Annotated in this window: 26 protein-coding genes and 1 pseudogene; 21 read left to right on the plus strand and 6 right to left on the minus strand. The window is 39.3% G+C overall.

What is annotated here, in order from left to right; genetic code table 11:
* The first annotated feature begins 414 nt into the window (after positions 1 to 414).
* From B5D82_RS03040 to rpoS, 10 genes and pseudogenes are all read left to right on the plus strand, one after another.
* Complete coding sequence (locus tag B5D82_RS03040; protein ID WP_245807545.1) at positions 415 to 1,143, plus strand: hypothetical protein; 729 nt, start codon at positions 415 to 417, stop codon at positions 1,141 to 1,143.
* 89 nt (positions 1,144 to 1,232) lie between these two features.
* Positions 1,233 to 1,538, plus strand: coding sequence for a cell division protein FtsB (gene ftsB, locus B5D82_RS03045; protein ID WP_081154264.1), 306 nt, complete (start codon positions 1,233 to 1,235; stop codon positions 1,536 to 1,538).
* Positions 1,538 to 2,266, plus strand: coding sequence for a 2-C-methyl-D-erythritol 4-phosphate cytidylyltransferase (gene ispD, locus B5D82_RS03050; RefSeq protein ID WP_081149154.1), 729 nt, complete (start codon positions 1,538 to 1,540; stop codon positions 2,264 to 2,266). The genes ftsB and ispD overlap by 1 nt, the downstream gene beginning before the upstream one ends.
* Positions 2,257 to 2,733 (plus strand): annotated as a pseudogene (gene ispF / locus B5D82_RS20045) (2-C-methyl-D-erythritol 2,4-cyclodiphosphate synthase); the annotation flags it as partial. The gene ispD and the pseudogene ispF, both read left to right, overlap by 10 nt.
* Positions 2,719 to 3,945: a tRNA pseudouridine(13) synthase TruD gene (gene truD, locus B5D82_RS03055; RefSeq protein WP_081154266.1), complete on the plus strand. Its 1,227-nt coding sequence runs from the start codon at positions 2,719 to 2,721 to the stop codon at positions 3,943 to 3,945. The pseudogene ispF and the gene truD, both read left to right, overlap by 15 nt.
* Positions 3,946 to 3,947: 2 nt before the next feature.
* Positions 3,948 to 4,700: a 5'/3'-nucleotidase SurE gene (gene surE / locus B5D82_RS03060; protein ID WP_081149155.1), complete on the plus strand. Its 753-nt coding sequence runs from the start codon at positions 3,948 to 3,950 to the stop codon at positions 4,698 to 4,700.
* Positions 4,697 to 5,374, plus strand: coding sequence for a protein-L-isoaspartate(D-aspartate) O-methyltransferase (locus B5D82_RS03065; RefSeq protein WP_081149157.1), 678 nt, complete (start codon positions 4,697 to 4,699; stop codon positions 5,372 to 5,374). The genes surE and B5D82_RS03065 overlap by 4 nt, the downstream gene beginning before the upstream one ends.
* 3 nt (positions 5,375 to 5,377) lie before the next feature.
* A complete protein-coding gene (locus B5D82_RS03070; RefSeq protein WP_081149158.1) occupies positions 5,378 to 5,956 on the plus strand; it encodes a YqaA family protein in 579 nt (192 codons plus the stop codon).
* A 17-nt stretch (positions 5,957 to 5,973) separates the two neighbouring features.
* Entirely contained in the window at positions 5,974 to 6,822 is an 849-nt protein-coding gene (locus B5D82_RS03075; RefSeq protein WP_081149160.1) for a peptidoglycan DD-metalloendopeptidase family protein, read from the plus strand.
* 85 nt (positions 6,823 to 6,907) lie between these two features.
* Positions 6,908 to 7,834, plus strand: a complete 927-nt coding sequence (gene rpoS, locus B5D82_RS03080; RefSeq protein WP_081149161.1) for an RNA polymerase sigma factor RpoS — start codon at positions 6,908 to 6,910, stop codon at positions 7,832 to 7,834.
* Positions 7,835 to 8,209: 375 nt separating this feature from the next.
* Here rpoS and B5D82_RS03085 read toward each other — a convergent pair whose 3' ends face one another.
* The 6 genes from B5D82_RS03085 to pspF are packed head-to-tail and all read right to left on the minus strand — an operon-like array spanning position 8,210 to position 14,614.
* Positions 8,210 to 8,995 (minus strand): peptide ABC transporter ATP-binding protein, encoded by a 786-nt coding sequence (locus B5D82_RS03085; RefSeq protein WP_081149163.1) that lies wholly within the window; start codon positions 8,993 to 8,995, stop codon positions 8,210 to 8,212.
* On the minus strand, positions 8,992 to 9,984 hold the full coding sequence (locus B5D82_RS03090) for a peptide ABC transporter ATP-binding protein (protein WP_081149164.1): 993 nt from the start codon (positions 9,982 to 9,984) through the stop codon (positions 8,992 to 8,994). The genes B5D82_RS03085 and B5D82_RS03090 overlap by 4 nt, the downstream gene beginning before the upstream one ends.
* Positions 9,984 to 10,877, minus strand: coding sequence for an ABC transporter permease subunit (locus B5D82_RS03095; protein ID WP_081149166.1), 894 nt, complete (start codon positions 10,875 to 10,877; stop codon positions 9,984 to 9,986). Before B5D82_RS03095 ends, B5D82_RS03090 begins: the two co-directional genes overlap by 1 nt.
* Positions 10,864 to 11,895, minus strand: coding sequence for an ABC transporter permease (locus tag B5D82_RS03100; RefSeq protein ID WP_081154267.1), 1,032 nt, complete (start codon positions 11,893 to 11,895; stop codon positions 10,864 to 10,866). Before B5D82_RS03100 ends, B5D82_RS03095 begins: the two co-directional genes overlap by 14 nt.
* Before the next feature lies 1 nt (position 11,896).
* Complete coding sequence (locus B5D82_RS03105; protein ID WP_081149168.1) at positions 11,897 to 13,513, minus strand: ABC transporter substrate-binding protein; 1,617 nt, start codon at positions 13,511 to 13,513, stop codon at positions 11,897 to 11,899.
* A 9-nt stretch (positions 13,514 to 13,522) separates the two neighbouring features.
* Entirely contained in the window at positions 13,523 to 14,614 is a 1,092-nt protein-coding gene (gene pspF, locus B5D82_RS03110; RefSeq protein ID WP_081149170.1) for a phage shock protein operon transcriptional activator, read from the minus strand.
* 191 nt (positions 14,615 to 14,805) lie between these two features.
* Here pspF and pspA point away from each other — a divergent pair, with 191 nt between their 5' ends.
* From pspA to B5D82_RS03165, 11 genes are all read left to right on the plus strand, one after another.
* On the plus strand, positions 14,806 to 15,477 hold the full coding sequence (pspA, locus tag B5D82_RS03115; protein WP_081149172.1) for a phage shock protein PspA: 672 nt from the start codon (positions 14,806 to 14,808) through the stop codon (positions 15,475 to 15,477).
* Between the two features lie 49 nt (positions 15,478 to 15,526).
* The gene (gene pspB / locus B5D82_RS03120; protein ID WP_081149173.1) at positions 15,527 to 15,754 is read left to right on the plus strand and encodes an envelope stress response membrane protein PspB; all 228 of its coding nucleotides are present in this window, start codon (positions 15,527 to 15,529) and stop codon (positions 15,752 to 15,754) included.
* Positions 15,751 to 16,236 (plus strand): envelope stress response membrane protein PspC, encoded by a 486-nt coding sequence (gene pspC / locus B5D82_RS03125; RefSeq protein ID WP_081149175.1) that lies wholly within the window; start codon positions 15,751 to 15,753, stop codon positions 16,234 to 16,236. The genes pspB and pspC overlap by 4 nt, the downstream gene beginning before the upstream one ends.
* Positions 16,237 to 16,403: 167 nt before the next feature.
* Positions 16,404 to 17,834, plus strand: coding sequence for a YcjX family GTP-binding protein (locus B5D82_RS03130; RefSeq protein WP_216629016.1), 1,431 nt, complete (start codon positions 16,404 to 16,406; stop codon positions 17,832 to 17,834).
* Positions 17,831 to 18,844, plus strand: coding sequence for a YcjF family protein (locus tag B5D82_RS03135; RefSeq protein ID WP_081149176.1), 1,014 nt, complete (start codon positions 17,831 to 17,833; stop codon positions 18,842 to 18,844). Before B5D82_RS03130 ends, B5D82_RS03135 begins: the two co-directional genes overlap by 4 nt.
* A 210-nt stretch (positions 18,845 to 19,054) precedes the next feature.
* Positions 19,055 to 19,855 (plus strand): phenylalanine 4-monooxygenase, encoded by an 801-nt coding sequence (gene phhA, locus B5D82_RS03140; protein WP_081149178.1) that lies wholly within the window; start codon positions 19,055 to 19,057, stop codon positions 19,853 to 19,855.
* Positions 19,856 to 19,865: 10 nt separating this feature from the next.
* Positions 19,866 to 20,204 carry a 4a-hydroxytetrahydrobiopterin dehydratase gene (locus tag B5D82_RS03145; protein ID WP_081149180.1) on the plus strand — a complete coding sequence of 113 codons (339 nt, stop codon included), beginning with the start codon at positions 19,866 to 19,868 and terminating at the stop codon, positions 20,202 to 20,204.
* Positions 20,205 to 20,315: 111 nt separating this feature from the next.
* The gene (tyrR, locus tag B5D82_RS03150) at positions 20,316 to 21,866 is read left to right on the plus strand and encodes a transcriptional regulator TyrR (protein ID WP_081149182.1); all 1,551 of its coding nucleotides are present in this window, start codon (positions 20,316 to 20,318) and stop codon (positions 21,864 to 21,866) included.
* A gap of 67 nt (positions 21,867 to 21,933) precedes the next feature.
* Entirely contained in the window at positions 21,934 to 22,575 is a 642-nt protein-coding gene (gene maiA / locus B5D82_RS03155) for a maleylacetoacetate isomerase (RefSeq protein ID WP_081149184.1), read from the plus strand.
* Between the two features lie 76 nt (positions 22,576 to 22,651).
* A complete protein-coding gene (locus B5D82_RS03160; RefSeq protein WP_081149185.1) occupies positions 22,652 to 23,512 on the plus strand; it encodes a DUF3014 domain-containing protein in 861 nt (286 codons plus the stop codon).
* 17 nt (positions 23,513 to 23,529) lie between these two features.
* Positions 23,530 to 24,123 (plus strand): 1-acyl-sn-glycerol-3-phosphate acyltransferase, encoded by a 594-nt coding sequence (locus B5D82_RS03165; protein ID WP_245807546.1) that lies wholly within the window; start codon positions 23,530 to 23,532, stop codon positions 24,121 to 24,123.
* Positions 24,124 to 24,145 lie beyond the last annotated feature (22 nt).

Raw genomic sequence — 24,145 nt, forward strand, 5'->3', positions numbered from 1 at the left:
AATCGTATTAACGCAATGTGAATTACCTTTACGAGGCATTTGCTTGTGACATAAATTAGCCGATCTGTTCGGCTGATTTAGGGAATGATCAATTCAACGCTAGGAGTCATTTAATACCAACTTAATAAATTTTAAAGCTCTACTTTCTTATGATTAAAAATGGTCAATACAAGAGGTAAAGTTAAGTCAGAGGTGATTTTGTTATAAATTATATAACGCTGTAACTTTAATTTTAACTTTAATTTAAATTGCTATAGCCAGTAAAATGAACAGATAATTGGCTTACTTAGTATTATCTTCACGTAATTCCAATAGCTTAGATAATGTCGCTCAACTGATTAATAAATATTGTTAGATTTAAAATTGGTAGACAGAATATTGTTGAGCTATTTTATCTTTACACAACAATCGAGTATGCTTAAATTATCGGCATTGATTAAAGCAGTTGTTAAATTCATGGTCACTCAATCATTATTATGGCAATCGGAGCAGCAGTCATCAGACTTTGCTGAACTGTGTAATGCCCTTTATGAGCGAGAGTTAATGACCTTAGCCCGCAATGAATATTCATCACTAGCAGGATTACAAAGCCGGATTAAAAGTTTACCGCATTATGTTAAACGTACAGCGTTTGCGCTTCTTAATGCACAAACACCGCTTGAATTAGATATTCAAAATGCCAGTTGGTCAGCGAAGCAGGTTAATACGCAGCCTTCAATAAGCCAATTATCGGCGTACGATGACAATGTTATTTCATGGTATAGAAGCCAAGCATTGGTTCATGGCTTAGTGGTGCCTATAGCGTTAAATAGTCATATTGTGCTTGATAGTATCGATCGGATAGATATAGAGAAACAACGTTTTCGAACTAACGTTCATGGCTGGTTTTCCTTAACGGATAACAATACGCTTGATGGCACAAGTAAGTTGGCTAAGCGTGAGGTAATGAGTGAAGTTAATCGCCATAGTGTCAACTTGCTCAAGCCGACTAAAAAAATAATGACTGCAGCGTGTGCTGGCCATTGCTGGAAAAATAGCCGAAAATCTCAACCAGTCATGCCATCGTTACGCGAATTGCTGCTATCTTGCACAATTAACTGGCGTAATTTCAAACAACCAAGGGTAAATTTGCCTGACAATTGATTTTAAATCTTGTTGGGTGTTTACAGCAGGCGGTACGCATTTATAATAGCGTATCAATTTACGTCTTCGATAACGACTTTAGTTACTTTATGCGGCTGATCACGGCAGTTTTAATACTTTTTCTTGTACTTTTACAATACCGACTTTGGTTTGGTAAAAACAGTGTGCCTGATTATCTAGCTCTAGAAGAAGAGGTGACAAGGCAACTAGCCAATAATAATAAGCTTAAGCAACGTAATAAACTACTCTATGCCGATACGGATGATTTAAAATCGGGTACTGAAGCTATTGAAGAACGTGCAAGGCATGAGTTAGGAATGATCAAAGAGGGCGAAACATTTTTCCGTGTTATTCCTAATGATGACGATGCCGACAAAAAGGAACGATTGCGATAATGAACAATACAATTGGGCATTTTACCGTGGTCGTGCCTGCAGCAGGTGTTGGTAAACGCATGCGTTCAGCTTGTCCCAAGCAATATTTAACCATTGATAATATAACAATCTTAGAACACACCGTTCAGCGTTTACTTAGCCACTGTGCAATTTCTCATGTCATTATTGCCATAGGTGAAAACGATGAATACTACCCTAGCACTGGGTTAGCCGATAATAAAAATGTAACCTGTGTCGTCGGCGGTAAAGAGCGTGTTGATTCTGTACTTGCGGGATTAAAAAACTTGCATTTGAGTAAAGAGCAATGGGTGTTGGTGCATGATGCAGCAAGGCCTTGTGTTCAACACAAGGATTTAACACGACTAATAACCTATTGTATTGAACACGATCATGGCGGCTTATTAGCATCTCCTGTTCGCGATACTATGAAACAAGCCAATACAGAACAACGGGTAGAAACAACGTTAGAACGCAGTCAAATGTGGCATGCACTGACTCCGCAAATGTTTAAAACGCAAGAACTAATCTCCGCTATTTCATCCGCTTTATCCCGCGATATAAGCATTACTGATGAGTCATCAGCGATGGAAGCTTTAGGGTACCCGAGTGGATTGGTGAAAGGCAGTAGTGACAACATAAAAATTACTCAGCCAGAAGATTTATGCTTAGCCGAGTTTATTCTAAATCAACAAAAAAATAATTTATCACCAGAGGCAATATGCGAATAGGTCACGGTTTTGACGTTCATCAGTTTGGCGGCGCAGGGCCATTAATTTTAGGCGGTGTTGCTATTCCTTATGAGTTTGGCTTTGTGGCGCATTCTGACGGTGATGTTGCCATTCATGCTCTGTGTGACGCAATTTTAGGCGCGTTATGTTTAGCGGATATTGGTAATCATTTTCCCGATACTGATGGTGAATATGAAAATATTTCAAGCCGAATCTTGTTACGCCATGTGGTTGGATTAATGCAAGACCGAGGTTTTTGTTTAGGTAATGCTGATATTACTGTTTGTGCGCAAGCCCCTAAAATAGCACCGCACCTTTTAGCTATGCGTGAATGTTTGGCTGAAGATTTACACGCCGATATTGAACAGGTTAATGTCAAAGCAACCACGACTGAAAAATTAGGTTACATTGGCCGCAAAGAAGGTGTGTCGGTACATGCCGTCGTGTTATTAATGAAAACCGAAAATAACAGCAACTTAACATTAACCGCTGAACCGATAAATCCAATTAAAGAAAAAGAAAAAGTCACAGAAAAAGACCAAGACAAAAAGCCTGAGCAAAGCCCGTCACCCTTACCAGCGTTCTCTTATTTATATGGTAAACCAAAATCTACCGGTTTGTTGCGTCGTCACCGTTCAGACTTTAAAGTCTGTGAACAAATACCCTTTGAACCCTGTGGTGAAGGTGAGCATCTGTTCATTCATATTCGAAAAACCGGTGCTAATACCGCTTTTGTTGCCAAGCAACTCGCGCAATACTTTTCTGTTAAAGAGTCTTTAGTTTCTTATGCGGGTTTGAAAGATCGCTTCGCCGTGACTGAACAATGGTTTGGTGTGCATGTTCCCGGCAAACAAAGTTATGACTTAAGTGACCTAAATATCGAAGGTGTAGAGGTGCTATCGTCTAAACGCCATAACAAAAAGCTGCGCATTGGTGGTTTAGACGGTAATCGTTTTGAAATTACCTTACGTGATGTCACTGATATTGACGAACTCGTTAGGCGTTGGCACGTGATCAGTAATTTTGGCGTACCGAACTACTTTGGTGAACAGCGTTTTGGCATTAATGGTGGTAACATCGAAAAAGCCTTAGGTTTGTTCTCAGGCCAAAAAGTTAAAGACAAGAAAAAGCGCGGTATGTATTTATCTGCCGCACGGTCATTAATTTTCAATGAAATGATCAGCCAACGTATCGAACAACAAACATTCGACAACTTAGTCAGTGGTGATGTGTTGATGTTGGCGGGTACCCAGTCTGTATTTCTCGCTGATGTTATTGATGAAAGTTTAACAAGTCGCTTAGCCGAACACGACTTGGATATTACTGCGCCAATGTGGGGCGCGGGCGAATTAATGACCACTGGCGATGCACGCGTTTTTGAGCAAAGTATTGCCGATGAACAACAAGCATTTTGCGAAGGTTTGCCCCGCTTTGGTTTAAAACAAGAACGCCGCCGTATTCGGTTAACTATTAAAGACACTGACATTAAAGTAGATAACAATGTTGTGACCTTGTCATTTTTCTTACCGGCTGGCGCCTATGCCACCACCATTATGCGTGAGTTAATCGATTATACAGATATGACAGAGCGCGTTGCTGTTGGCTCAAGCCCGGATTCAAATAATACAGTGGAAGTTGGTACTGAAACAAAAAACATCAATGCGGAGCTAAAAAACTGAACATGAGAATATTACTGAGTAACGATGACGGTGTTCATGCTGATGGCATTAAAGTACTTTTTGATGAGTTAGCAAAAGTCTTTGACGTAACCGTAGTCGCCCCAGATAGAAATTGCAGCGGCGCAAGTAACTCGTTAACGTTGTTAAATCCATTACGAGCGCATACCTTAGAAAATGGCTTTATTTCTGTTAATGGCACGCCCACTGATGCAGTTCACTTAGGCGCTGCACAGTTAATGAAGCCGCAACCTGATTTGGTGGTTGCTGGTATAAATCACGGGGCGAATTTAGGCGACGATACTATATATTCTGGCACGGTTGCCGCAGCTACAGAAGGTCGTCATTTAGGCATGCCAGCCATAGCTGTTTCGTTAGTGTCTTCAGACCCGAAACATTTTCAAACAGCCGCTGTTGTTACCGCTAAATTTATTGAGCGCTTAAAGTTGCACCCATTGCCCAGCGATCAAATTATTAATATCAACGTACCTGATTTACCACTTAATGAATTAAAAGGCATTCAAGTCACGCGTTTAGGTAACCGTCACAAAGCCGAAACGATGAAAAAGGTGAAAGATCCTTGGCAACGTGATATTTATTGGTATGGCCCATTAGGACAAGAACTTGATGCTGGCGTAGGTACTGATTTTCATGCAATAGCCAATGGTTTTGCATCAATTACCCCATTAACGATAGACATGACCGCTTATAAAAGCTTGGCAAAAATGACAGAATGGATTAATGAACTTTCAATATGAAACAAAGTAATATCAATGCCAGAGTAGGCAGTAATATCGGCGGAAAGTCGAGTCGTAGTGGGGAATTACTGGCACAAAAATTACTGGTTGAAGGCATCAAAAATCAACAAGTATTAAGAGCTATTGCACGCTCTCCTCGCCATATATTTGTGCCCGAAATATTAGCACATAAAGCCTATGACAATACGGCACTGCCGATTGGCCAAGGACAAACTATTTCACAACCCTATATTGTCGCAAAAATGTCTGAGTTATTACTGGCTGATGGTGTGCCTGATAGTATTCTTGAAATAGGCACGGGCTCAGGTTATCAAACCTCCATTTTGGCGCAGTTAACAGCTAAAGTGTTCTCAGTTGAGCGGATAAAATCGTTGCAATGGCAAGCAAAGCGTAGGTTGAGAACGATGGATCTACATAATGTGGCAATGAAGCACGGCGATGGCTGGCAAGGCTGGCAAAGTAAAGCGCCATTTCAAGCCATTATTGTAACGGCAGCGCCTACAGAGGTGCCGCCGGCATTACTCGAACAGCTTGCTGATGGTGGACGTTTGATCATTCCTGTTGGCGAACAAAGCCAAGTATTGAAGTTAATTACCCGTCATGGTGATGAATTTAAAGAACAGCAAATTGAAGCTGTTCGATTTGTTCCACTGGTACCTGGCGCTTTAGGATAGTTTGTGAAAATATTTTCTGCATTATATGAATGGACCCTTAAATGGGCAGAGCATAAGTTTGCGCCCAGAATTTTGGCGGTATTAACGTTTGCGGAATCGGTTTTTTTCCCTATTCCTCCCGACGTTTTATTAGCGCCTATGGTGATGGCACAACGCGATAAAGCATGGCGTTTCGCGACGATCACGACGATTGCTTCTGTGCTGGGCGGTATTGTAGGTTATGGCTTAGGTTATCTGATGTTCGAACCTTGGATTCAACCTTTAATTACCGAATTTGGTTATCAGGCACGCTTTGATAAAGCCATGTTGTGGTTTAGTGAATGGGGTGTTTGGGTGGTATTTATTGCTGGTTTCTCACCAATACCTTATAAGTTATTTACCGTTAGTGCTGGCTTTTTAAGTATGGCATTTTTGCCGTTTTTATTAGCGTCAGCCATAGGTCGTGGAATGCGATTTTTCATGGTTGCCGGTATTATTCGTTGGGGTGGAGCGGCAATGGAGAAAAAGCTTAAACAGTGGGTGGATGTTTTAGGTTGGCTTGTTGTTGGCGCTATTGTTATTGCATATATTGCGACACGATAAAGGGTGTTTTGTTAGATATGACGAAATGGATGCAGGGTCAACTATTTAACACTAATAATTTATTAGTGTTAATAATGATAGTCGCTATTAATGGCTGCTCTAGTCGTAGTAAACCTGCTCCTGTTGTCGACGTTCAAGGCTCACTTCCTCTAAGCCAAAGGCTTAAAAACAGCGTTAGTGGAAGTGAGTATATCGTCAAAAAAGGTGAAACATTATATTCAATAGCCTGGCGTGCAGATGTCGATGTACGTACCTTAGCCAGCATTAATAATATCAAAGCGCCCTACAATATTTTTCCGCAGCAAAAATTATTTTTAACCAAAAATACGAGCAAGCCTAGTACTAATACTACTAAGCGTAAAAGCTTTAACTCGTCAAAACAAAAAGTTATAACAAAACCTATTGCACAGAAGAAAAAGCAGGAGTATGGTGTAAATGTAGTTGAGCGAAAATCAACCAACAAAGCTCAGCAACAAAGCACTGCTTTTTCACAGAAAATAAGAGAATGGCAGTGGCCTGCGAGAGGTAAAATTATTCGTAATTTTTCCTCCGCAAAGCAAGGAAATAAAGGAATCGACATTGCGGGGCGTCGCGGCGATTCGGTCAAAGCAACTGCAGACGGCAAAGTAGTTTATGCCGGTGATGCGTTACAGGGATACGGCCAGTTAGTCATAGTTAAACATAATGACGACTACCTTAGTGCTTATGCCCACAACGATCGCATTCTTGTCAAAGAGCAGCAAGTTGTTAAAGCCGGTCAAGTGATTGCTAGAATGGGTAATACTGACGCTGAAAGAGTCATGCTTCATTTTGAAGTTCGCTTTCGCGGGAAATCAGTTAATCCTATGAAGTATTTGCCGAAATAATAATAAAAATTCATCAAAAATATATTGAGGTCAATCTGAAAAATTAGTCAGTAAATTTAGCAGAAGCTAAAGCGGGAGATATAACATGGGCATAAAAAAACAAATAGCATGTTCTGATGTTGCAGTAAAAGAAAAGCCAAAAAGCACCAAGGCAGAAATGCCTGAAGAGGGGCCTTCTAGCTTAGATGCAACACAAATATATTTAAGTGAAATCGGATTTTCACCATTATTAACCGCAGAAGAAGAAGTCTACTTTTCTCGCCTTGCCCTAAAAGGTGACGAACGCTCTCGAAAACGCATGATTGAAAGTAATCTTCGTTTAGTGGTAAAAATTGCTCGCCGTTACAATAATCGTGGTTTACCGTTATTAGATTTAATCGAAGAAGGTAACCTAGGCCTCATTCGCGCCGTTGAAAAATTCGATCCTGAGCGTGGTTTTAGATTCTCTACTTACGCAACTTGGTGGATTCGTCAAACAATTGAACGTGCCATTATGAATCAAACCCGCACTATTCGATTACCTATTCATGTTGTTAAAGAACTTAATATTTACCTACGCACAGCCCGTGAGCTAGTGCAAAAGCTTGATCATGAACCTACCGCAGAAGATATTGCTCTAGAACTTGATGTACCCGTAGAAAGTGTCAGTAAAATGCTGCGTTTAAACGAACGTATTGCTTCAGTAGATTCACCCTTTGGCGGTGAAGGTGAAAAAGTTTTATTAGATGTTATTCCTGATGAGAAAGGCGGTGGTCCGGAAACCAAGTTACAAACCCATGATATTAAGCACAGTATTGTAGATTGGCTGAATGAACTTAACTCTAAACAACGAGAAGTGTTGGCAAGACGTTTTGGCTTACTAGGTTATGAAGCGGCAACATTAGAAGATGTAGGTGTCGAAATTGGCTTAACACGCGAACGTGTTCGTCAAATTCAAGTGGAAGCGCTGAAACGATTACGTGATATTTTAAGTCAACAAAACTTATCTATTGAAGCGTTATTTCAGGTTTGAAGTGATAAATTGAGTTAGTTACACCATTAAATAAAAACCAGCGCTTGCTGGTTTTTTTAGGGCTATTGTTAAATGCTAATAATACCAAGTTGATTAATTAACTACTGATTTTTAATGGTTAAAATTAATAATGACAGCGACATAAACTTAATAAGTAGAAAACCGGGTAATAGACAAGGTAGGGTCTCTTGAATGTCGTCTAGCGTGGATTTCTGCGACTTGGACAATAAGCTGCTGATATCGCCAACCTTAGGCCAGTAACATACAGCTCAAGGTGTGTGGACTAAATGAAGCATCAATAAACGACATACCGGTTTTATTCAACAAGTGCTGATTTTGCCAAATTGACTGGTGATAAACGGACTAAAAGCTTAACTAACGATAAAGCAGTTGAAAACGTTGGCTCATGATTAGCTTTTTGGTGTACTTATGTTCAGGCTTTTGCAAGATATCTGAAGTTTTCCCAAACTCTAATACTTTACCATTACTTAACACCATCATTTCATCACTGAAATGCCTAACAATCCCAAGGTTATGAGAAATTAATATGAATGCCAGTCCCATTTGTTGCTGTAAATCGAGTAATAGATTTATCATTTGAGAGCGTAAAGATGGGTCGAGTGATGCTAAAGCTTCGTCTAAAATAATCACTTGTGGTTTTAATATTATTGCGCGCGCCAATGAAATACGTTGTTTTTGACCACCAGAAAACATATGGGGGTAAAAGCTCATATGGTCAGCCAATAAACCGACCTTTTGTAAGGTTTCTCGGATCAATTGATGACGCTCTATTTCATCTAGCTTAGTGTTGAGTCTTAAAGGCTCATCTAATAACTGTTCTATCGTGAGGCTAGGGTTTAATGTAGTGCCAGAGTCTTGAAAAATCATGCGAACATGTTGGCAACGCTGCTTGAAATTTCCTGGCTCTAAAGTTTGTCCATTTAAACGAATATTGCCGGTAGTTGGCATTTCAGCACCAACCAATAATTTGGCTACAGTCGATTTACCAGAGCCTGTTTCGCCGACTATAGCGAGGGTTTTATGCGCCATAATATCAAAAGATAGTGGCTCTAGTGCCGTAACGCATTTACGATTAAACCAGAAATTTTTATCTTTGTAAGTTTTACTTAGCTCGGATACTTGTAATAAAACATTACTCACGAGTAGCTATCCTTCAGTGGGAAATGGCAACTGACTTGATGGCCATGATAGTTTTTAATTTTAGGTGCGTCTACGCAGTTTTTTTGTGCGCGAGGACACCTTGGACCTAGCCGACAACCAATAGGGAGATGTTGCAAAATAGGGATGCTACCAGGCAAAGTCATCAGTCGAGATTTATTAGGGATCATTCTATTAGCTTTTGGGCTACTATCGACAAGTGCACGCGTATATGGATGATAAGGTTGATTAAATATTTGCTCTGTGGTGCCAGCCTCGACAAATTGGCCACTGTACATAACCGTAATAGTGTTCGTCCAATGGGTAACATTCTCTAGATCATGGCTGATCAGTAATATCGACATGTTTTTAAGTTGGTTTAAGCTCGCTAACAGACGAAATATTTGCCCTTGGTTAGTACTTTCCATCGCTGCTGTAGGTTCATCAGCTATTAGCAACATAGGGCGTCTTGCAAGGGCCATGGCAATCATCACACGTTGACATAGCGCATCGGTTAATTGATGTGGAAAGCTTTTTACACAGACTTCATGTTGTTTAATACCCACTTTATGTAATAAATTGATGGCTGCTTGTTTTCGTTGTTGTCGTTTCTGCCAAAAAAATCCAGTTAACTGCTCAACATCAACGGCTTCTTCTAATTGCTCACCTATGGTGGTGGTGGGATCTAAGCAAGCCATCGGCTCTTGGAATATCATCGCCACGTCTTTAGATATAATCGCTTTTCGCTCTGCTGGTGATAAGCGCATTAGATCATTGCCTCGCCAATGAAATCGGTCGGCGTCAACTCGCCATTTTTCGTCAAGTACGCCAACAATAGCTTGTGCTAGCAACGACTTGCCTGAACCAGACTCTCCCACTAAACCGCGAACTTCCCCTTCCTTCATAGTGAGGTTGACACGGTCAACGGCAAATATTGGTTTTGCCCCTGTTTTTAATTCAATAGAAAGGTTACGAATATCAATTAAGTTCATTAGTTTTCCTTGCGCACTTTTAGCGCATGGCGCATGCCTTCACCGACTAAATTAGTCGCGACAACCGAAAATAAAATAGCTAAACCCGGCAAATAAACGGTCCAAGGCGCGATATAAAATAAATCAATACCATTGGCTAACATAGCACCCCATTCAGGCATAGGAATAGGAGCGCCTAAGCCCAAAAAACCTAGCGCAGCTATGTCTAGAATAGCGGCTGATTGCGCAAGAGTGGCTTGGCTGATCAATTTTTCGATTATATTAGGAAAAATAGAATAACGTAAAATTCTAATAGAGCTCGCACCATCAAGGCGTGATGCTAACACATAATCTTTAGCAAACTCTTCTCTAACTGCATTACGTGTAATATGCACAAATTGTGGGATTAGCACCATAATAATAGCCCATAAGGTATTTTCTAGACCTGGGCCGAGAATCGCGACAATGATTATGGCTAAAAGTAAGGAAGGTATTGACAATATAACGTCGAGAAAATGATTAAGAAAACTCGATTTAATACCGGTAGTTAAGGCCGATAATGACCCGATAACAACACCAATAGCTAAAGAGGCAATAACGACAATAATACTTAAACCAAAAGTCAGAGAAGTACCATGAATTAAGCGTGATAGCATATCGCGGCCAAGGTTATCAGTACCGAGTAAAAAACTGACATCACCTTCATCGCTCCATGCTGGCGGCAGTAGCAAGTGATTTAAGTGATTTTCCACTGAAGAATAAGGTGTAATAATATTGGCTAAAACCGCTAATACAATAAGGAACAGGAAACAGCCAAACCCGATCAAAACCACAGGAGGTTGCTTGAAGTTATGCCACAATTGCATCAGTGGCGTTGGAAATTCTTCTTCTTGGTATATTTTATCTCTTGCCATGACGAGGCTCCCGAGCTAAAGGGTTAAGCGCAGCATAAACAAAATCAATAATTATATGTACGATAAATATAAAGGTGGATAGTACAATAAGTCCGCCTTGAATTGCGGTATAGTCTCGTTGATATATACTTTCGATTAACCAGCGTCCAATGCCTGGCCAACTAAAAATAACCTCAGTCACCATCGCAATAGTAATCAGGTTGGCAAACTGCAAACCTACATCTCTAATAACCTTAATAACGGCATTACGCATTGCATGTCGATAAATAATTTGGCTAAAAGTTAAGCCTTTTGCATTTGCCGCTTTAATGTAATGGGTGTCTAAAACCTCTAACATTGCCGTGCGCGCTAAACGCATAAAAATGGTAGCTGGGGCAAGTGCCACAACAATGACTGGTAATATAAGGTGTCGAGTAGCATCTTGGAAAGCTTGCCATTTATAAGGACTATCACTGAGTAAAATATCAATTAACTGTAATCCCGTAACATGTGGAATTTCAAATAGCAGGCTTATTTGACCAGCAGAAGGAAACCAGCCTAATTGAATAGAGAACACTAATATAGCGAGAATTCCTAACCAAAAAACAGGGATTGAATAGCCAATCATCGCAATGGCCAGTATTAAATTATCAGGTAGTTTTCGATGATATATCGCGGCACAAAAACCTATGGGGATGCCAAAAAACATTGCGACGAGTAAAGCCACAGAGGTCAATTCAATGGTTGCGGGTAAACGATTCAGTACTTCAGTGGCAATCGGCAATTGACTGGCCATTGAATAGCCCATTTCACCATGAAATAGATGGTTGAGATAACTGAAATATTGGCTTAGTAATCCTGATTGCTGTTGATACTCATCAGCTAAAATAGCGAGTTGTTCAGGCGAGGCATTTATTTGGCCGGTGAGGTTAATGAGTTGGTCACCAGGAAATAAAAAACTTAAGCTAAAAGACAATATAGTCAATAACAGCATAGTAAAAATGAATAAATTAAAACGACGCAGGGTAAATATAAGCATATTAGTTTTTTGTAACCCCGTTAAAATCAATACCACCAATTGCGCGTAGCAGACTACCGTTTACATTATTTGCCCGTGCTTGATATCTTTTAGAGTGCGCTATAGGAATCAAAGGGAATTCTTCATTAATTAATTTTATAGCCTTAGAATAGTATACCTTACGTTTATTAATGTTATTTGTTTGTAGCGCACGTTGAATGAGTTGATCAAATTTTTCATTACACCAGAACGTTATATTACTGCCGGTAATGGCAGAAGAGCAACTCAGTAATGTTGAAAAAAAGTTGTCTGGATCAGGGTGATCAGCTGACCAACCTAAGAGCACACTTTGATGTTCACCTTCAGAAATTTTGCGTAAAAAAGTTGTCCATTCATAATGGGATACTATATCAACCTTAACCCCTATCTTTTGTAAATCGGCCTGAATGAGTTTTGCCATTGTTACGGCATCAGGGTTATAGGCTCGCTGAACGGGCATTGCCCATAAATCCATGGAAAAGCCATTGCTATATCCCGCTTGCACTAACAACTCCTTCGCTTTAGTTATTGAATAGACTTGACTAGGAATGGTTGCATCGTAAGCCCATGAAGAATTAGGGATCAGGCCATTTGCAATTTCCGCTTGCCCGGTATAAACAGCTTCTAGAATCGCTGGTTTATTGATGGCGTAAGATAAAGCTTTACGTACTAAAGGATTATTAAATGGTTCCTTACTGGTATTAAAGCCGAAATAGCCGACATTAAAAGCAGTAACAGACTCTAAGGTGAGGTTTGGATGCTGTGCTATTTTTTTATGTGCAATGGGGTAGGCGATAACATCACATTCACCGGCTAATAACTTGGTTAAACGACCTGTGTCGCGAGGGGTTATATCAAAAACGAGTTGTTTAAGCTCTGACATGCCTCGCCAATAGTCTGGATGAGGCTCATAACGAATGAAAGAACCGGCACTATACTGTTTAAATTTAAAAGGGCCCGTGCCAATAGGAAGCATATCTATTTCTTGCATCGCGTTAAGTGCAATTAGCTGTTCAGCATATTCCTTTGATAAAATAACAGCTGAATCGCCACCAATAGTTGCAAGAAATGAGCTGTCAGAATGAGAGAGTTGAAAGCGTACGGTATGTTCATTAATTTTTTCAACGCTATTAATTAGATTAACTAACTGAGAATTTTGAAAAAATGGATACTTACCACCAGATATTGGATGGTATTCATGGTTTTCATCTAGCATACGATTGAAGCTAAACAGCACATCGTCAGCATTAAGAGCTCGTGTTGGCATAAAGTAGCTTGTGTGATGGAACTGAACATCTTTGCGGAGATAAAAAGTTATCATTTTACCATCGCGCGTAACATGCCAAGACTTCGCAATAGCTGGAATGATCGAATTATCGGTCGGGTTAAACTCGATTAAACGATTATATAACTGATTTGACGTTGCATCGATAGTTGTTCCCGAAGATACCGTCTGCGGGTTAAAGCTTTCAGGAGGACCTTCGCTACAGTAGATAATGCTTTTTTTGCTTAATGAAAGTGATTCGTTTGAGTCGCAACCAGATAACACCATGATTAACAGCGCAAAATATTTATAATATGTTAGTTTAGGGTAAGCCATAGCGAATCTTTATTCTTCGTCTGCACTACTTGAATCGAGTAGATTATATTTTTTTAAGTAGCCTCTTAATTGATGATAGGTTAATTCTAAGGCGTCAGCGGTTTTCTTTTGATTATATTGGCAATTAGCTAAAGCAGATTTGATCAAATCAACTTCGTAGTTTTGTGATAAATCTTTCAAAGACAGCGGAAATTGCAAGGTTTTAGTCAGCGGCTTAAGTTTTTGTTCTACTTTAACCTCTGTTTCAGCCGTACTTTCACTTGAAACTACAGCAGGTTTTATGATGCGATCTTGAGTTTTTATACGTTTTGAGGGGCGGTAGGGTGACTCAAATGGGTCGATCACTAACTCATGCACAGGTAAATGAGGGTTGTTGCAGCGATAAACACTGCGTTCAACAACATTTTTTAATTCACGAATATTACCCGGCCAATGATATTCCAGCAAATCACGCTTCGCTTTTGTAGTAAAACCACTGAAAAGTTCAAATTCAAGCTCACGGGCCATATTAATAGCAAAATGCTCAGCTAATACCAGTATATCGTCTAAACGCTCGCGTAATGGGGGCAGGGTGATCACATCAAACGCCAATCTATCGAGTAAGTCAGCGCGAAACTCGCCTGCAGCGGCCATTGAGGGGAGGTCTTCGTTAGTAGCTGCGACTAGACGCGCGTTGGTTTTAAGTGTTCTTGAGCCACCAACGCGTTCAAATTCACCGTACTCTACAACTCGCAGTAACTTTTCCTGGATTAACCCGGTTGTATTTGCTATTTCATCTAAAAATAATGTACCGTTATCTGCGCGTTCAAAGCGACCTTCATGACGCTTACTTGCCCCAGTAAAGGCTCCGCTGTCGTAACCAAATAATTCAGTTTCTAATAAGTTCTCATTCAACGCTGCACAATTTAGCTTAAGATAATTCTGATCCCAGCGTTTAGATAAATAATGTAAACGTGCAGCAACAAGCTCTTTACCCGTACCACGTTCACCAATGATGAGAACAGGTTTACTTAAAGGCGCTATCTGTGAAATTTGCTCAAGCACCTCTAAAAAGTTGTTTGATTGACCAATGAGATTATCTTGTTGTTTGAAACGTGTCATTTACAGACCTAATAATTGGTTTTTTTCACTAACAAATAGTGTATTTTATTAACTGCTTAGAGAGAAGCCTTTTTTCAATTAATAATAAAGCGTTATTAATTATATGCTTACCGTGTTATAAAAACTTGGCGCAGAACGTGAATAGTAAAACCTAAGACAATTAAAGTAATTTTTTGAATGAGGAAGTAATTATGGGTGTTTTTTCGAGATTCACAGATATCATTAATTCTAATATTAACAACTTATTAGACAAAGCAGAAGACCCTGCAAAAATGGTGCGCTTAATCATACAAGAAATGGAAGACACGTTGGTTGAAGTGCGTTCTTCATCAGCGAAAACATTAGCGGATAAAAAAGAATTAGCGCGCCAAGCTAATCGATTTGAATCTGATGCAGCACAATGGCAAGAAAAAGCTGAGCTAGCGTTAAGCAAAGATCGTGAAGATTTAGCGCGTGCAGCATTGATGGAAAAGAAAAAATGTGTTGAAAGTGCCGGAGCTTTGCGTGAAGAGTTAAGCCATGTAGATGAACACATTGCTAAACTGCAAAGTGAAATTTCGCAGCTACAAGATAAGTTAGCAGATGCGAAGACACGTCAAAAAGCAATCATTATGCGCGAAAAGACGGCAAACTCACGTTTAAAAGTGAAAAAGAACATTGACAGTGATCGTGTGAATGACGCCTTAAGTCGCTTCGATCGCTACGAACGTAAAATTGATGATATTGAAGCACAGGTCGAATCATATGATATGGGCAGTAAATCTTTAGCAGATGAAATTGCAGATTTAGCATCAGATGAGAAAGTTGATGATGAATTAGCAAAATTAAAAGCTAAAATGAAAACAGAAACCCAAAACAAATAATCATACGTTTCGCATACCTTGAATTAGGTGCAATTAAAGGAGAAAGATTGTGGATGAGATTATCGTCGCCCCAGTAATTATATTTATGGTAGTCGTGGCCCCGATTTGGTTGATATTACATTACCGTAGTAAACGTCAAATTAGTCAGGGTTTCAGTGAAGAAGAGTATATTCAACTGACTGAGTTGTCTGAATTAGCCGATAAAATGGCAGATAGAATTAAGACATTAGAAGCTATTTTGGATGCTGAAACACCGGAGTGGAGAAATAAATTATGACCAGCAAATCCCGAGGTGAGTTATATAGAAATACGAGCCAAGGAAAGTTAGCTGGTGTCTGTGCAGGCATTGCCGATTACTTTGGTTGGGAATCATGGTTGGTGCGTATACTTGTTGTTTCTGGTGTGCTGTTAGGTATGGGTTGGTTTATTGTTATCTATATCGCCGCTTGGTTTATATTAGATAAAAAACCTGCCAATATTGGTCATGTTAACCGCAATGCCCCAAAGGGAAGTTTTGCACATGACAGCCAATATCATGCTAAAAAAAACGCAGGCTCACAACAACATGATTCTGATGAAGATATCACTAATGAATCGATTAAAGTGAAGTCGCGTATTTGGCAAGCAGGCGAACCACCTAAACAAGCATTTCATGATATTAGGCGTAAATTCAAAACTTTAGAGCTAGAGCTACAAGTTATTGAGCGTTACGTTACCTCGCCGGAATTTACCGTGTCACGAGAAATTAATAAACTATAAATAAAGCGGCTCAGCCGCTTTTTTTTATCGCCGTAAAGTTAATAATAAATCAAGACAAGTACTGTTATCAAAACCTAAAAACCGCTAGTATCAAAGTCATGATAGTTTTGCTTAAATAAGCATTACGGCCTTCAACGTATTGAAAAACCAAAAGATAGCACTTAAGTATGGCATTTATTAGTAAAGCTCAGATAAAAAAGTTAAAGCAAAAAGCCAGTGACATTGTTAATCGTTCTATCGATCAACATATAACCCTGGCCGTAACAGGACTTAGCCGCAGTGGTAAAACCGCATTTATTACGTCTTTAGTTAATCAGTTACTCAACGAAGGCAGTAATTCTCAGCTCAGTTTTTTTAATGTTGTCCATCAAGGTCGTTACATCGCCGCTAAACGCGTTCCACAAAAGCACCTGCACATACCAAGATTTGAATATGATGGCGCACTATCTGCCTTGTGTCAGTCGCCGCCCAAATGGCCAAAACCGACTAATGGTATAAGCGAATTACGCCTAGCAGTGCGTTATCAACCCAAAGACTCGATATTAAAATACGCTACAGAGTCAGCGACACTCTATATTGATATAACCGATTATCCTGGTGAATGGCTACTTGATCTTCCTATGTTATCGCTAACATTTGAAGAATGGTCGATGCAAACTACTATGCTACTCAAACAAGCACCAAGAAACGAACATGCACAGGGCTTTCTGGATAAACTGGCTGAATTTGATCCTTTCGCTAGTGTTGATGAAGCCGTTCTAGCGCAGTTATCACAAGAATATACTGACTTATTGCTTCTGTTCCGTCATCAGCTCGGTTTATCAGTGATTCAGCCTGGACGTTTTATTCTTCCAGGTGAGTTAGAAGATGCACCAATATTACAGTTTTTTCCATATAGTGAGTTTGACAACATTGACAGTAATAACTATCAAAATGCCAAAGACGACTGTTATATCGGTATGCTACGAGCGCGATTTATTGAATATAAAGAACGTGTCGTACGGCGCTTTTACAAAGAACACTTTGTTAATTTTGATCGACAAATTGTGCTTGCTGACTGCTTAACACCACTAAACAATGGTCCAGAAAGCTTCGCAGATTTACAAAATGCCATGGCGATGATTATGGAAAGCTTCCAATATGGAAAATCGAGTTTATTGTCGCGGTTATTTTCTCCAAAAATAGATCGTTTACTTTTTGCTGCGACAAAGGCTGACCATATCACACCTGAACAACATGAGAACTTAGTGTCGTTGCTCAACAAACTTGTTTTTCAAACCAAGCAAACACTGAGTTTTGATGCTATTAAAATGAAAACAATCGCTATTGCCTCGGTCAAAGCCACCAAAGTGGGAAAAAGCCAATATCAAGGTCAAAATATTCCTGTTATAAAGGGTCGACAGTTGAGCAATGATCAAATGATCACACTATTTCCTGGAGCTGTTCCAGCGAGCATTCCAACGTTAGAGTATTGGCAAAAGCAGCCATTTAATTATATTGCTTTCGCACCCATTGAGTCGGTGAGTAGTGATGAATGCTTACCGCACCTTCGTATGGATCAAATGTTGCAGTTTTTGCTTGGGGACAAATTAAAATGATAGAAAATAAAGAAAAATTTCAACAACAAATATTGTTTGATGCGGTTGATATTGACGAAAGCCCAATCAAAGAAAATACCCCACAAATTATTGTTGATGAGCAAGACTGGGTTTGTGATGAGCAAGTAGAACAAGTAGACGATAACATTATTATTGAACCTGAAAAACCCAGCTGGCTTTGGCGCACTATAGGCTTAGTATTTGTTACATTAGTTGGAGTTGAAGCTGTACAATTTTTTATTAACGGCTTTAGTCAATCGCCGATTATTGCCAGTTTATATGCTATTTTACTGGCTGGTTTGTCACTGGTTTGTGGCCGTACAGTTTGGCGTGAGTTTTCAGGACTCAGGCAGTTTAAGTACCAACAAAACCTAAAACAAAAAGCTCAAGATGTTTTCAATAAAGAAGGTAACGTTGATGCAGCAAGCCTTTGCGATAAAATTTCTAAGCGTTTACCGGGTGACTTAGCGGAATTCGATCACAGCTCTTGGCAAAAGCTAAATCTTGAAGAGTATAGTGATGTTGAAATACTACAGTTATATGAGCGCAATATATTGTCTCAGGTCGATCAAAAAGCATTGAAAGAAATTGCAAAGTTTTCTTCTGAGTCAGTTGTATTAGTAGCATTAAGTCCAATTGCAATTATTGATATGCTGCTGATGCTTTGGCGAAATTTGCGACTGATTAATAAAATCGCGGCTTTATATGGCATAAAATTGGGCTATTGGAGCCGAGTAAAGCTAATTAAACAAGTTATTATAAATATGGCCTATGCTGGTGCAAGTGAATTAGTCGCTGATTTAGGCGCTGATCTGCTAGGTGTAGAGCTATTAGGGAAGTTATCAGCGCGTATGGCACAAGGCTTAGGTGCGGGAATGTTAACTGCCCGATTAGGCCTAAAAGCCATGCACTTATGTCGACCTATTCCTTTTACTGATGACGCGCCTAAGCTTGGTCATATTCGTCAACAAGTTGTTAGCCAAGTACAAGCGCTAGTGAAAAGAAAATAACTTACAGTATTGAAATTAATAGATAATTTTATAATTGTACACTTAGATGTAACACATATTTTACACATTCATTGTTCTGATTGAAAAATAGCCACATTCAAAGTCGTGCTTTTTCTATCAATGTTGCCTTACTATTGTGACAACTAAAGCAGTTTACATATCAAAATAAAATTAATAATAATTTGATATTAACAAAGTAAGGTTACACGAATGGCGAAGGCGACTAAGTACGTATCGAAGGTTGCTGATGAACATGGCAATATTGCATGGACAGCAGAAGAAAACCAAATATGGCAAGCCTTGATAACTCGGCAACTTTCAACGGTAAAAAACACAGCATGTGATGAGTTTAATGAAGGCTTAGAAAAGCTAAACCTTCCTATTGATCGTATACCACAGTTAGAAGAAGTGAGTGAGGTATTAAGAGCGACAACCGGTTGGAGTTGTGAACCGGTACCCGCACTTATCGGTTTTGGTGAATTTTTCAGATTACTCTCAGAAAAGAAATTTCCTGTTGCGACTTTTATTCGCTCACAAGAAGAATTTGACTATCTACAAGAGCCAGATATTTTTCATGAAATATACGGCCACTGTGCTTTACTCACCAACGAGTCTTTTGCTAATTATACTCAAGCTTATGGCATGATGGGGCTAAATGCTTCGAAAGAAGACCGGGTGTTTTTAGCTCGACTTTATTGGTTTACTGTTGAATTTGGCTTACTTGATACGCCTAAAGGTTTACGGGTATATGGTGGCGGTATTTTGTCTTCACCAACGGAAACTGAATATGCATTAAATGATAAAAATGTTGAAAGGAAACCACTCGATGTTTTAGATGTATTACGGACACAATATCGTATTGATATTCTGCAACCGGTTTATTTTATGCTAACCAAAGTCAGTGATCTCGATGAGATACGAAAATTAGAAGTAGAAGATATTATGGCCTTAGTAGAACAAGCGAAAAAAATAGGTCTACATCCAGCTAAATTTGAATTAAAAGCAAGTTAAGGAATTTTTTATGAGCGGCGAATTATCAAATCAACAATGTGAAGCATGCCAAGTCGACGCGCCAAAAGTTAGTGATGACGAATTGGCAAGTTTATTAGCACAAATACCTGATTGGGTTCCTGAAGTGAACGAGGGTATTATGATGCTAGAACGGGTTTATAAGTTTAAAAACTACAAGCTAGCATGGGCTTTTGCAAATAAAGTCTCTGAATTAGCAGAAAAAGAATTTCATCATCCGGCCATTTTATTAGAGTGGGGAAAAGTAAAGGTTACTTGGTGGACCCATGCTATTAAAGGGCTGCATAAGAATGATTTTATTTGTGCAGCAAAAACTGATCAGCTTCTGTAATGTTTTCTTAGTCATAATGAATAGCCTCCTAAAAATGGAGGCTTTTTTTTGTTGTAAAAATTAGTTTACAATAGAGGTATTAGATTTTTGTTGTTTGCTTGAGGTTAATAAATGCGTTTAGAAATTGGTTGCCAAGACCGAGTTGGTATTGCGCAAAGTGTGCTGGCAATATTTGTTGAGCGTGGGATTGACCTGCGTGGTATTGAGCTAAAACAGCCGGGAAAAATTTTTATTAATATCCCTGATTTAGAGTTTTCTGAGCTGCAAAGTTTTATGCCTCAATTACGTTTAATTGATGGTGTTGTCGATGTTAAAACAACGCCTTACATGCCATCTGAACGTGAAAGAAACGAATTTGAAACCTTAGTTAAAACCTTTCCAGACCCTTTTATTTCGGTTGATAATAAAGGCCAAATTCGAGTGGTCAATAACATTGCCGCGCAAATAATGTGTGAATCACTAGAGCATATTATTGGCGAGCATGTAGGGCAATGGTTAAAAGGCTTTAACTTTTCTCGTTGGCTCGACAGTGAAGAGGTGTTGGCTCAAACCCGCCGTGTTAAATTTCAAGATGACGATTTTGTTGCTGATATCATTCCCATACATATTGCTGAAGGTGAAGAAAAGAAAGTCCTCGCTGGCGCGGTACTGATATTAAAGTCAGAAGCAAGGTTAGGTCAGCAAATTAGTGTTTTTAAAAAAGCTAATGAAAATGACTTTACCGGTATTCAGGCTAATAGTAGTTCAATGCGTAAATTGATACGCGAAGCTAAGCGTATGGCCTTGCTAGACTCCTCTATGTTGATTGTTGGGGAAACAGGCACGGGCAAAGAGTTACTGGCGCGTGCTTGCCATGCTGCCAGTGATCGCACAGACAAACCTTTTATGACGTTAAGCTGTGCAGCGTTGCCAGATGATGCCGCGGAAACTGAGTTATTTGGCTCTGGCGCTGCAGGCCAATTAAATAGTAAACGTGGCATTTTTGAGTCAGCTGATGGCGGCACCATATTTTTCGATGAAGTCGGCGAGATGTCGGCTAAGTTACAAACTAAAGTGTTACGGGTGATTCAAGACGGAACTTTCAGACGCATTGATGATGAAAAAGAAATCAAAGTGAATGTACGTATTATCGGCTCAACAAACAGAGACTTACTTAATATGGTTTCTTTAGGTGAGTTTAGAGAAGACTTATATTATCGCTTAAATGTGTTGGGGCTTAATATTCCATCGTTACGTGAGCGCCGTTCAGATATTGTGCCTTTAGCGGAACTATTTGTCGCTAAGTTTGGTCAACGTATTGGTAAATCGCATATTTCTTTTGACAACGAATGTCTTGAGTTTATTGAACATTATCCTTGGCCGGGTAATGTTAGGCAGCTTGAAAACGTGCTGATACGGGCAGTATCATTAATTGAAGGTAATATAATCATGACCTCACACTTGCAGTTGCCTGCATATACACGAGAACATGGCTACCTTGAGCAAGACTTTGAAGGTACGTTAGATGCGGCCGTGAAAAATTTTGAAGCAGATTTATTGCGTAAACTTTATCCTGCTTATCCAAGTACACGACAATTAGCGAAAAAATTAGGGCTTAGTCATACCGCCATTGCAAATAAGCTACGTGACTACGATATTAATAAAAAAACCGTTAAAATTTAACGTAAATATGCCAATGTATTAGTCATTCTATATTGGTGTTATGTCCAACGTTATATGAGTATTAGAAATGAAATTATATGGTTATTGGCGTTCGTCTGCCGCTTATAGAGTTCGAATTGCTATGCACCTAAAAGGATTGACGTTTGAATCAATTCCAGTGCATTTAGTAAAAGAGGGCGGAGAACAACATAAAGATGCTTACACAGAGTTAAACTCAACGCATTTAGTACCAACCTTAGTTGACGAAGATGTTACTCTACATCAATCGATTGCGATAATTGAGTATCTAGATGATAAATATCCTTCGGTTGCTATCTACCCTAAAAACATAGTTGCTAAAGCAAAAATAAAGGCGCTTGCACTGGATGTAGCCTGTGAAATACATCCGGTTAATAATTTACGCGTACAACAATACTTAGTTAATAATTTTTCACTGCAAGAAAGTGATAAACTGACCTGGAGTCATCATTGGATGAATTTAGGCTTTGTCGCTATTGAGCACCAGCTAAAGCTAAACTCTGGAGAATATTGTTTTGGCGATAATATAACGATGGCCGATATCTGTTTAGTGCCTCAAGTATATAATGCATATCGATTTAATCTTGATATGAGCAAATTTCCAAATATCTGTCGAGTAGCAGAAAATTGCAATCGACACCCAGCATTTATCGCATCCTTACCTGAAAATCAGGCTGATGCACAGAATTAATATAGGATAACGTTTAAAATTCAACTACGAATTTCATCATTTTTTATTCCATTTATTACAAAGAACAAGGGTTATTATGTCAATTCAAAATACTGAACAAAAACAAACGCCTTGGGCTATTATTGCCATAATCATTGCTGCTATTATCGCTTTTGTTATCTATTACTATGTTATTGCTGCAGATGACAATAAAGTTATTGATACTGCTGTTCCTACCGTCATTGCACCCGTTGAAGAGCCCGTGCTTGAAATTGATATTACGCCTGAGATCATTGAGTCGGATATTACGACAGAGCAAGTTGAAGAAGACACTACTGATATTGAACCTGAAATTGTATTACCTACCTTAGACGAAAGTGACACTTGGTTCAGTACTAAATTGCCAACGTTAACTTGGCGTAAAGAATTACTGAAACTGGTGGTTACTGACGATATGATCCGCCGCTTTGTGGTCTTTACTGATAACTTTAGTCAAGGAACCCTAGCCTATGAACACACACCTTTAATTACCCCTAATGCGAAATTTACCGCTGTAGAAGAACAAACAAACGAGGGAATTAAATGGCAGTGGGATGAGAGTAGTGCTCGCAGATTTAGTAATTATGTTGATCTATTACGCTCGATGGATAGCGAAATGCTTGTGCAATGGTACGTTGAATTGAAACCGTTAATTGATCAAGCATATGGAGAATTAGGATATCCAGAACAAGACTTTACCGAAGTGTTGCATAACGCCATAACCAAGGTTTTAGATATGGAAGTCCCAAAAAATCAACCTGAGTTAGAACGTCCTAGCGTTATGTATAAATACAAAGATGAGTCTTTAGAGTCTTTAGATGACGCAGAGAAGCTATTGCTTAGATTAGGCAAAGAAAACTTACTTGTTATCAAATCAGTACTGCTAGAAATTAACGAAAAATTAGCAAGAGAACGTTGAGTCTTGGCTAGCGAAAAATGAATAAATTGCAAACGCCAACGTTACATTCGTGTATCGCAACCCGCGATTATGGCATGTTAAGACGATGCGCAAGTTACATGATGGTGTGCTTTGGATGGAAGATTATTGGAGAGTTGCCAAAACAGCCAAAGTTTATTCTTGCGGTGGCGCCTCATACCTCCAATTGGGACTTTTTTGTTGCCATCGCCAGTGTCTTTTCATTAAACCTGAAAGTGTCTTTTCTCGCTAAAGGCAGCATATTCCGGTGGCCAGTTAAATCGTTATTGACTGCCATTGGTGGTATTGGTGTCGATCGTAGTCATAGTCATGGCGTTGTCGGTCAAATGGTAGAAGAATTTAAAGCTCATGAGCAATTTATTCTAGGCATTGCACCGGAAGGAACCCGTAGTAAAACTATTGAGTGGAAAACTGGCTTTTTGCAAATCGCCAAGCAAGCTAATGTTCCCATTGTACCGGTGAGTTTTGATTTCATTAAAAAAGAAGTGCGATTTCATTCCGCCGTCCTTATAACGGGAGATATAAATCAAGAGTTAGTCGAATTTAAGCAAATATTTGCTGATGTTTGTGCAAAAAATCCGCAAGCAGTCTGATTTTCGTAACTAGCGCTTGCAA

It is taken from the genome of Cognaticolwellia beringensis, from assembly GCF_002076895.1.
Taxonomy (GTDB): Bacteria; Pseudomonadota; Gammaproteobacteria; order Enterobacterales; family Alteromonadaceae; genus Cognaticolwellia; species Cognaticolwellia beringensis.

Coding starts and splice junctions, on each gene's coding strand:
- B5D82_RS03040 (WP_245807545.1), top strand. CDS start 415: ATGCTTAAATTATCGGCATTGATTAAAGCAGTTGTTAAATTCATGGTC.
- ftsB (WP_081154264.1), top strand. CDS start 1,233: ATGCGGCTGATCACGGCAGTTTTAATACTTTTTCTTGTACTTTTACAA.
- ispD (WP_081149154.1), top strand. CDS start 1,538: ATGAACAATACAATTGGGCATTTTACCGTGGTCGTGCCTGCAGCAGGT.
- truD (WP_081154266.1), top strand. CDS start 2,719: ATGAAAACCGAAAATAACAGCAACTTAACATTAACCGCTGAACCGATA.
- surE (WP_081149155.1), top strand. CDS start 3,948: ATGAGAATATTACTGAGTAACGATGACGGTGTTCATGCTGATGGCATT.
- B5D82_RS03065 (WP_081149157.1), top strand. CDS start 4,697: ATGAAACAAAGTAATATCAATGCCAGAGTAGGCAGTAATATCGGCGGA.
- B5D82_RS03075 (WP_081149160.1), top strand. CDS start 5,974: ATGACGAAATGGATGCAGGGTCAACTATTTAACACTAATAATTTATTA.
- rpoS (WP_081149161.1), top strand. CDS start 6,908: ATGGGCATAAAAAAACAAATAGCATGTTCTGATGTTGCAGTAAAAGAA.
- B5D82_RS03090 (WP_081149164.1), bottom strand. CDS start 9,984: ATGAACTTAATTGATATTCGTAACCTTTCTATTGAATTAAAAACAGGG.
- B5D82_RS03095 (WP_081149166.1), bottom strand. CDS start 10,877: ATGGCAAGAGATAAAATATACCAAGAAGAAGAATTTCCAACGCCACTG.
- B5D82_RS03100 (WP_081154267.1), bottom strand. CDS start 11,895: ATGCTTATATTTACCCTGCGTCGTTTTAATTTATTCATTTTTACTATG.
- B5D82_RS03105 (WP_081149168.1), bottom strand. CDS start 13,513: ATGGCTTACCCTAAACTAACATATTATAAATATTTTGCGCTGTTAATC.
- pspF (WP_081149170.1), bottom strand. CDS start 14,614: ATGACACGTTTCAAACAACAAGATAATCTCATTGGTCAATCAAACAAC.
- pspA (WP_081149172.1), top strand. CDS start 14,806: ATGGGTGTTTTTTCGAGATTCACAGATATCATTAATTCTAATATTAAC.
- pspC (WP_081149175.1), top strand. CDS start 15,751: ATGACCAGCAAATCCCGAGGTGAGTTATATAGAAATACGAGCCAAGGA.
- B5D82_RS03130 (WP_216629016.1), top strand. CDS start 16,404: ATGGCATTTATTAGTAAAGCTCAGATAAAAAAGTTAAAGCAAAAAGCC.
- B5D82_RS03135 (WP_081149176.1), top strand. CDS start 17,831: ATGATAGAAAATAAAGAAAAATTTCAACAACAAATATTGTTTGATGCG.
- phhA (WP_081149178.1), top strand. CDS start 19,055: ATGGCGAAGGCGACTAAGTACGTATCGAAGGTTGCTGATGAACATGGC.
- B5D82_RS03145 (WP_081149180.1), top strand. CDS start 19,866: ATGAGCGGCGAATTATCAAATCAACAATGTGAAGCATGCCAAGTCGAC.
- tyrR (WP_081149182.1), top strand. CDS start 20,316: ATGCGTTTAGAAATTGGTTGCCAAGACCGAGTTGGTATTGCGCAAAGT.
- maiA (WP_081149184.1), top strand. CDS start 21,934: ATGAAATTATATGGTTATTGGCGTTCGTCTGCCGCTTATAGAGTTCGA.
- B5D82_RS03160 (WP_081149185.1), top strand. CDS start 22,652: ATGTCAATTCAAAATACTGAACAAAAACAAACGCCTTGGGCTATTATT.
- B5D82_RS03165 (WP_245807546.1), top strand. CDS start 23,530: ATGAATAAATTGCAAACGCCAACGTTACATTCGTGTATCGCAACCCGC.